Origin of the sequence: Schnuerera sp. (assembly GCF_035459645.1) — a bacterium.
In the GTDB taxonomy this organism is placed as follows: Bacteria; Bacillota; Clostridia; order Tissierellales; family Tepidimicrobiaceae; genus Schnuerera.
The window spans coordinates 1-5,030 of sequence record NZ_DATHXO010000514.1; the positions used below are offsets into that span (position 1 = coordinate 1).

Genomic DNA, 5,030 nt, shown 5'->3' on the forward strand with positions numbered 1-5,030 from the left:
AAATTAGATCAAAACAGTGCAGGGTTTAGGTTGATTTTCAAGATACAAGAAGAGGCCCATAGATTTGCTATATCATACCATAGAAGTTTAAGGAGTAAGAAGATGTTCAAATCAGAGTTAGATGATATAAAAGGTATTGGAGAAAAAAGAAAGAAAGAACTGCTTAAACATTTTCATACTATAGATAATATAAAAAATGCTTCTGTTGAGGAATTAGCAAAAGTAAAAAGCATGAATAGAAAGGTAGCAGAGGATTTATACAATCACTTTAATAGAAGGAAGGAGAGATAATATGGATTATATTACTTTGGATAAAATAATAGAAGACTTAAAATTGGAAGTAGTATACGAAGCTGATAATGTAGAAGAAATTAAAATTAATGCAAGTGAAATTAATAGACCAGGATTACCATTATCAGGGTATTTTGATAAATTTGCCTATGAAAGGTTGCAAATAATTGGAAATGTAGAATGGCATTATTGTAATGGTTTAACAGAGCATTTGCGTTACGAAAGATTTGATGAAATATTTTCTTATCCCTTCCCTGCTATTATTATTTCTAGAGAATTACCAGTATTCCCAGAAATGCTGAAGTTGGCAATTCAACATAATAGGAGTATATTAAGGACTGAACTTTCTACAACTAAGTTTGTAAATGTATTAATCAACTATTTAGATTATGTTTTAGCACCAGAGACTACTGTTCATGGTGTATTGGTTGAAGTTTATGGTATGGGAATACTTATTATGGGTGAAAGTGGAGTAGGAAAAAGTGAAACTGCATTAGAATTAGTTAAAAGAGGACACCGTCTAATAGCAGATGATGTAGTAGAAATAAAAAGAGTAGAAGAAGGTTTAAGAGGAGAAGCTCCTGAACTGATTCGACATTTTATGGAGATACGAGGTATAGGAATATTAGACATTGAAAGACTATATGGTGTAGGTGCGATTAAGAGTAATGAATTTATAGACTTAGTAATAGAATTTGAATTTTGGGATAAAGCTAAAGAATACGATCGTGTTGGACTAGATGGTGATTTTATGGAATTACTAGATGTTAAAGTGCCTAAATTAGTCATTCCTGTAAGACCTGGTAGAAATCTTGCCATGATTGTGGAAGTTGCTGCAAGGAATACTAGACAGAAAAAGTTAGGGTATAATGCAGCTGTAGAATTGAATGATAAAATAAAAGAACAAGCTACGATGAGAATGCATAAAAACATATAGTTAACTGGTTGACTTTATTATTGATGTTTAATATACTTAATTTGTAGATGAAATTATCGACATAGTTTTTAGTCAGCCTAGAATTCTTAGTTTAGGATTCTGGATAGAGCTAGTAAAACTTTGTTTAAAATTAAACATACTTTATTAACATATGAGGGGGTCTATTAATGGCAAAAGTTATGAAAACCATGGATGGTAACACTGCTGCAGCCCATGTGGCTTATGCTTTTACAGATGTAGCAGCTATATACCCAATTACACCATCATCTAGTATGGCCGAGTTGGTTGACGAGTGGTCCGCCCATGGAAGAAAAAACATCTTTGATCAGAATGTTTTGGTAACAGAAATGCAATCGGAGGCAGGAGCTGCTGGTGCAGTTCATGGTTCCTTATCAGCAGGTGCATTAACTACAACTTTTACTGCTTCACAAGGATTATTACTAATGATACCTAATATGTATAAAATGGCTGGTGAATTACTTCCAGCTGTATTCCATGTGTCTGCAAGAGCTATAGCAGGTCATGCATTAAGTATATTTGGTGATCATCAAGACGTAATGGCAACAAGACAAACTGGGTTTGCGCTACTTGCTTCAGGCAGTGTACAGGAAGCAATGGACTTAGCAGGAGTTGCTCATTTGTCCGCTATTAAAGGTAGAGTACCTTTTGTACATTTCTTTGATGGATTTAGAACTAGCCATGAAATTCAAAAAATTGAAGTAATGGATTATGAAGATTTAAAGAAACTTGTTGATTATGAAGCATTAAACGAGTTTAGAAATAGATCATTAAACCCAGAGCGCCCATATACAAAGGGAACTGCTCAAAATCCAGATATTTATTTTCAAGCTTTAGAATCTGCAAATCCTTATTATGAAAATATCGTTGAAGTTGTAAATGATTATATGAAAGAAATAAACAAAATAACTGGTAGAGATTATAAACCTTTCAACTATTATGGACATCCAGAAGCTGAAAGAGTAATTGTAGCTATGGGTTCAGTTACTGAAACTATAGAAGAAACTATTGATTATTTAATGGATAAAGGAGAAAAGGTAGGAGTTGTTAAGGTTCATTTATATAGACCATTCTCTGACAAATATTTCTTTGATATACTACCAAAATCTGTTAAAAAAATAGCTGTTCTTGATAGAACAAAAGAGAAAGGCGCTATTGCAGAACCACTACACCTAGATATTAAGAGTGTATTTTATGAGTCGGATTTACAACCAGTAATTGTTGGTGGAAGATATGGATTAGGATCTAAGGATACAACACCATCACAAATTAAAGCTGTATTCGATAACTTAAAAGAAGATAAACCAAAAGATAGATTTACCATAGGTATAGTAGATGATGTTACTCATACATCTTTAGAGATAAAAGAAGATATAAATACTGAACCAGAAGGAACTATAAGATGTAAATTCTGGGGATTCGGTTCAGATGGTACTGTAGGAGCTAATAAGAGTGCTATTAAGATAATTGGTGATGACACAGATATGTATGCTCAAGGATATTTTGCATATGATAGTAAAAAATCTGGTGGCGTAACTATATCCCACTTAAGATTTGGGAATGAACCAATAAAATCTACTTATCTAATTGACGAAGCAGATTTTATCTCTTGTTCAAAACAATCCTATGTATATCAATATGATTTACTAAGTGGATTGAAAGATGGAGGGAAATTCCTTCTAAATTGTAACTGGGATAAAGACGAAGTAGGAGAGCATCTACCAGCGGAAATGAAGAGATATTTAGCAGAACATAATATAGATTTCCACATTATAGATGCAACAAAGATAGCTAATGATATAGGCCTTGGTGGAAGAACCAATATGATAATGCAATCTGCATTCTTTAAACTTGCTGAAGTTCTACCAATAGATGAAGCAATAAAACATCTAAAGGATTCAATTGAAAAGACCTATGGAAGAAAAGGTGAAAAAATTGTTAATATGAACTTTGAAGCAGTAGATAAAGGAATCGATGCTTTAGTAAAAATAGATATACCTGAATCTTGGAAAGACGCAGTGGATGAAGCACAAGAAGAAGAAAAAGAAGTGCCAGAATTTATAAAAGATGTTGTAATACCAATGAATAGACAAGAAGGAGATAAACTTCCTGTAAGTACCTTTGTTGGTAAAGAAGATGGAGCATTTCCACATGGAACAGCAGCTTATGAAAAACGTGGTATTGCCGTGGAAGTGCCAGAATGGAAAATGGAAAATTGTATCCAATGTAACCAATGTTCTTATGTATGTCCTCATGCAGTAATAAGACCTTTCTTAGTAGATGAAGAAGAAAAGAAAAATGCACCAGAAACTTTTGAAACTAAGAAAGCTATAGGCAAGGGACTGGAAGGATTAGAATTCCGTATACAAATTTCTCCATTAGATTGTACAGGATGTGGAAATTGTGCAGATGTTTGTCCAGCTAAAGAAAAAGCATTGGTTATGAAACCATTTGAAGAGCAATATGAAGTACAATCTAAGAACTGGGATTATGCAATAGAAAATATAGAACCTAAAGAAGATTTATTACCAGCAACAAACGTTAAAAACAGTCAATTTAAACAACCATTGTTACAATTCTCAGGAGCATGTGCTGGTTGTGGAGAAACACCATATGCCAAACTTGTAACTCAACTATTTGGAGATAGAATGATTTTAGCAAATGCTACAGGATGTTCATCGATTTGGGGAGCAAGTGCACCATCAACTCCATACTGTACAAATAAGGAAGGTAAAGGACCTGCTTGGGCGAATTCCTTATTTGAAGATAATGCAGAATATGGATATGGTATGGCAGTAGCAGTTAAGAAGATAAGAGAAAAATTAGAAATGTTAATGAAAGAATTTATTGAACTAAATATAGATAATGAGTTAAATGAAGCATTTAATGGATGGTTAGAAGGAAAAGATGATCCAAAAGCATCTAAAGCTGCAACAGGACTTATTGTAGCAAGACTGGATAGAAATCTTTCTAACGAAAGAGGCAATGAAATTCTTAAAGAAATTGCTGAATTAAAAGACTATTTAATCAAAAAATCTGTATGGATATTTGGTGGAGACGGTTGGGCGTATGATATAGGATTTGGTGGACTTGACCATGTATTAGCTTCTGGAGAAAATGTAAATGTACTTGTATTCGATACAGAAGTATATTCTAATACAGGTGGCCAATCATCTAAGGCTACACCAACAGCAGCAGTTGCTAAGTTTGCAGCTTCTGGTAAAAAGGTAAGAAAGAAAGACTTAGGTATGATTGCAGCATCCTATGGATATGTATATGTAGCACAAGTAGCTATGGGAGCCAATATGAATCAATTAATGAAAGCATTACGAGAAGCAGAATCCTATGATGGACCTTCTTTAGTAATAGCTTATGCACCATGTATTAACCATGGTATAACAACTGGAATGGGAACAAGTATAGCACAAGAGAAGAAAGCTGTTGAAACTGGATATTGGCATCTATATAGATTCGACCCAAGACTAAAAGAAGAAGGTAAGAATCCATTTGTATTAGATTCAAAAGAACCATCAAAACCATTTATGGATTTCATAAACTCGGAAGTAAGATATACATCCTTACGTCGAACTTTCCCAGAAATAGCTGATGAATTATTTGCAGCAGCAGAACAAGACGCTAAGGAAAAATATGAAAAATATAAGAAGATGGCAGAAGACTAGAAATATTAAAAGGTAGGGACTTAGGTCTCTACCTTTAGTATTTATTCGATTATACATTCCTTACATAATGGATACCTCCTATGAATAATTATATTGTAGGAGGT

3 protein-coding genes are annotated in these 5,030 nt (G+C 33.5%); all 3 read left to right on the top strand.

The features are described 5' to 3' along the window. Window positions 1-291 (top strand): helix-hairpin-helix domain-containing protein (locus VK998_RS12005; protein WP_325228663.1); only part of this gene is annotated, 291 nt, incomplete at its 5' end. A 1-nt stretch (window position 292) separates the two neighbouring features. Beyond that, window positions 293-1,228, top strand: coding sequence for an HPr(Ser) kinase/phosphatase (gene hprK, locus VK998_RS12010; RefSeq protein ID WP_325228665.1), 936 nt, complete (start codon window positions 293-295; stop codon window positions 1,226-1,228). 167 nt (window positions 1,229-1,395) lie between these two features. Further along, a complete protein-coding gene (gene nifJ / locus VK998_RS12015) occupies window positions 1,396-4,926 on the top strand; it encodes a pyruvate:ferredoxin (flavodoxin) oxidoreductase (RefSeq protein ID WP_325228667.1) in 3,531 nt (1,176 codons plus the stop codon). The last annotated feature ends 104 nt before the right edge of the window (window positions 4,927-5,030 follow it).